Raw genomic sequence first — 3,492 nt, 5'->3', positions numbered from 1 at the left:
GCGGACGTTCTGAATTACGCCCAGGCGATGGTCTGACTTCCACTCCATCACCCTGTTCATCACTCACTTCAGACGGGTTCCACGCCTTCGGGCGCGGTCCCCGTGTCGGCCTCGCTTCGGCCTGCTCGCGGGCTCGCCTGCCTGCGCTCACCGACGCCTTCGGGATCGCGGGCACTGATCGGCTCCTCGACCATCATCTCCATCATCGCGGCGATCGTCCCCGCGACCTTCGAGAAGACCATGGCGGTCGTGATGATCGAGGACGTAAGCGAGTGGACAGTGGGCGACCGTCTCGATGACGTTCAGGAGAACGTGGCGGGGACGGTTGCGCTGGCGGGTCGGCCTCGTTCCCCGCCCGTTCCATTCGAGGAGCCGGTTTTCTCACGGCTCATCTAATAGTCTGAGCCGCGCGGACACGTGAGGATAACTGGCAGGGGACGGGTGGTCAGGGCAATGATGGTTGTGAGGTCGGTCTCCCTGTTACCTCTCTCCCCCGCCAGCCGACCACGTGCTCGCCGCTTCGTACCTTGGTCATCTCGACCTCGCCGCGTGGTCGTGGCGCCCGAGGACCGCAGGCCGAGCACTGCGAGGGCGAGGACCGCATGGGCGCCGCGAGCGGGTGGGCGCGCCAGCGCCTACCCCTCTGACATGCCCCCGATCGTCACCGCCAGAATAGATGCCGAGGGCTGGTTGTGTGGACCTCGATCGCGATCCTCAGCGGCAACGACCTTGCGATCCCGTCCCCTCTGGTCGCGTCTGCGTTTTCTCAACGCGTTGAGATCTCCAACGCCACCCCGAACGTCCGGCGACCGGACGTTCGGGGTGGACCTGAAAGCGCTCGCTATCTGTGACCACCGTAGAGCCGAAACGCTCGATTGGTCCTAGACACGGCCCTCGATCTAACAACCTGACGACGCAAACGTTTTCCGGAAACGAGCGCAGACCGCCGTAACTACGAATCTGGGGGTCAGAGGTTCGAATCCTTTCGGGCGCGCCATTTACGTACAGAACTGCGAACACCTGGCGTGGGTGATGATCCTGCCCCGGCGATGGCCGCCTCCAAGCTGGCCTTGTCGCCCACGATGCGGATCACGTCCGCTCCAACCTCCACCCTGTCGACGATCGCCTGAAGCCACGCCTTACGGAATGGGATTTCTCCCGCCGTCACGTTCTCCCGCATCAGCCGACCGAATCGCTCGATTAGTTCAGGCGCGATTTCCCTCGGCGGGCGCTCGGCAACCCGGATCCGGTCGAGCGCTGCGCCTGCTCGGTCCCGTTCCTCCTTCAGCGTCTTGAGGCGGTCCTTCAGGATCTCGTCGAGGTCGGTCACCCCCTCTTCAACCATCCGGTACAGCCGCCTGAGCTTGTCTTCCGCGCCCGCGACCTCGCCGCGAAGCGCCGCCACGCGTCCATCGACCTGCGCCGCCTTCTCGTCTCGTTGCGCCCACAACGAAGCCAGCGTCTCCCGCAGGCGATCCGGCTGCAGAAGCTCGGCGACCAGACGATCGGTCACTAGGTCGTCGAGCGTGTCCATGCGGATGCTGCGACCGGTGCAGCCGGTCTTGCCCATCCGGCCATGGGTCGAGCACCTGTAGTACTTGTGCACCTGTCCCGATTTCGACGTCCCGGTGCGCAGCGTCATCGGACCGTTGCAGGTCGTGCAGGTGGCCAGGCCCGTCAGCAGGATCGGGCCAGTGACGACACGCGCCGGTGTGACCCTCGGGTTGTGGGCCTTGAGGGTCGCCTGCACCGCCTCGAACTCGGCTTGGTCGATGATCGCCGGCACGCTGATCGAGATCTGTTCGCTCTTCGGCTTCTCGGCCAAAGTCTTCGAGCAGCGCCGGTTGAACACCCATTCGCCCACGTAGACCCGGTTCGTCAGGATGCAGTGGATGGTGGCGACGCCGAAGCGGGCATCTTTGCGGGTGCGGTAACCGCGCTCGTTCAGCCAGCAGGTGATCCCCTTGACGCCCAGCGGTCCCGAGGTGCCGTCGCCCTCCCGGTAGAGGCGAAAGATCTGCTTGATCGTCTCGGCCTCGACCGCATCCACGGCCAGGCGCTTCTTGATCTTCGTCCCACGCTTCTCGACCTCGACCAACATGTAGCCGAGCGGTACTGGCGCACCGTTGTAGAAGCCCTGCCGCGCGTTCTCCTTCATGGCGCGCAGCATGTGCTTGGCATTCTCGTGCGACTGGTACTCGTCGAACAGGCCGTACAGCCGCCGTGTCATCACCTGACCGGGTTCATCGCCGAATTCCTAGGTGATCGAGATCAACCGCACGCCACCCTTGCGGAGGCGGCGCTCGTACATCTCCATCACGAAGCTGTCTCGGAAGAAGCGCGAGTACGAGTGGACGACGATGGCGTCGAAGGGATGATCGTCGTCGGTCGCCCGCTCGATCATCTTCTGGAACTCCGGTCGGTTGTCATCGGTGGCAGAAGCGCCCGGATCGACGAATTCCGCCACGACCGACCACCCCTTGTTGCCGCAGAAGGCCTGGATCTGTCGCCGCTGATCGGGGATGGACAGATCGCCTTCGGCTTGCCGTCCGGTCGACACGCGCAGATACGAGCAGATCCGCAGTGGCCCCTCGATCGCCGGCACGAAGTGCGCCTTGCTGGTGTGACGCGTCATCGAGCGGCCCTCGGTCTTGCAGCATTGGCTGGTAACGGAATCGTACAGGCTGTGTGAGCCGCGACTCGCGGGCAAGCGCGGAGGGCACGCCCTCCACAAGCGCTTGCCGGCAGCGAAGCGGCACGGCGGCTGGCTGGAACGGCGCGGGGCGAGGCTATGCAGGGCCGGGCGCGCGGAACCCGGACGTGGGGCGATCTTCCGGCGTCGCCGGGCGCCGCGTAGGGTGCGGGTGTCGACAGCGTCACCGGGCGAACTCGCGCAACAGCGCGTCGATCTGGGCGCCGAGGAAGGTCTCGATCACGTCGAGTTCGGCGCGCGAGATCGGTATGGGACGCGGCAGATCGTCCACGACCTGAAGTGGCTCAGGGTCGCGTCGAGACGTGCGTCCGCGTTTGCGCTGCTGGGGCAGCGCGGCGGGCTCGTCGGTGCTGAAGGTGGCTCCCCGACCTGTGACAGGTGCTCCGGCGGGCGGGGACTTCAGCGATGTCTTGGGGCCGGCTACCGCACCCGATGTCATCCGTGCCGGCCGCGATGCACGCGAGGTGCGCGCCGCCGGCGGAGCGGAGGGGTTGTACGCCACGAAGCACGTGAAGTCCCACGCCGACCGACAGCCTACGCATCCGGAGCTGGCTGTCGGCCAGCGTGGGGCAGTTTCCTCACCTTCCCCGGCGCGACACGACGCGTCCGCGCGAGAAGGCTCGCGAACCGCCGTGTACGGCTAATACCAACCCTCGTTAAGTGGGACTCACGGGGTAGCCTCGGCGGCTGAGGGGTGATTCTGTCTTTGGGTTTGGAGCCCGAGGAGGATGTCATGGCTGCTCCGGTACCGCTGCGGTCAGACTTTGACGCTGACGGTC

General features: G+C 65.6%; 3 protein-coding genes. All 3 read right to left on the bottom strand.

Annotated features, from left to right (window positions below):
- Positions 1 to 68: 68 nt before the first annotated feature.
- The 3 genes from MKL11_RS31750 to MKL11_RS31740 all read right to left on the bottom strand — a co-directional run bounded on the left by MKL11_RS31750 (position 69) and on the right by MKL11_RS31740 (position 2,605).
- Positions 69 to 242, bottom strand: a complete 174-nt coding sequence (locus MKL11_RS31750) for a hypothetical protein (protein ID WP_243951132.1) — start codon at positions 240 to 242, stop codon at positions 69 to 71.
- Positions 243 to 967: 725 nt separating this feature from the next.
- Positions 968 to 2,170 (bottom strand): recombinase family protein, encoded by a 1,203-nt coding sequence (locus tag MKL11_RS31745; protein ID WP_243951130.1) that lies wholly within the window; start codon positions 2,168 to 2,170, stop codon positions 968 to 970.
- A gap of 87 nt (positions 2,171 to 2,257) precedes the next feature.
- Positions 2,258 to 2,605: a recombinase family protein gene (locus MKL11_RS31740; protein WP_243951128.1), complete on the bottom strand. Its 348-nt coding sequence runs from the start codon at positions 2,603 to 2,605 to the stop codon at positions 2,258 to 2,260.
- Between the last annotated feature and the right edge of the window lie 887 nt (positions 2,606 to 3,492).

Origin of the sequence: Methylobacterium sp. J-077, from assembly GCF_022829365.1 — a bacterium.
Lineage (GTDB): Bacteria > Pseudomonadota > Alphaproteobacteria > Rhizobiales > Beijerinckiaceae > Methylobacterium.
Note: the sequence above shows the minus strand (reverse complement) of the source record. Positions and strands in the feature narration are given on the sequence as shown.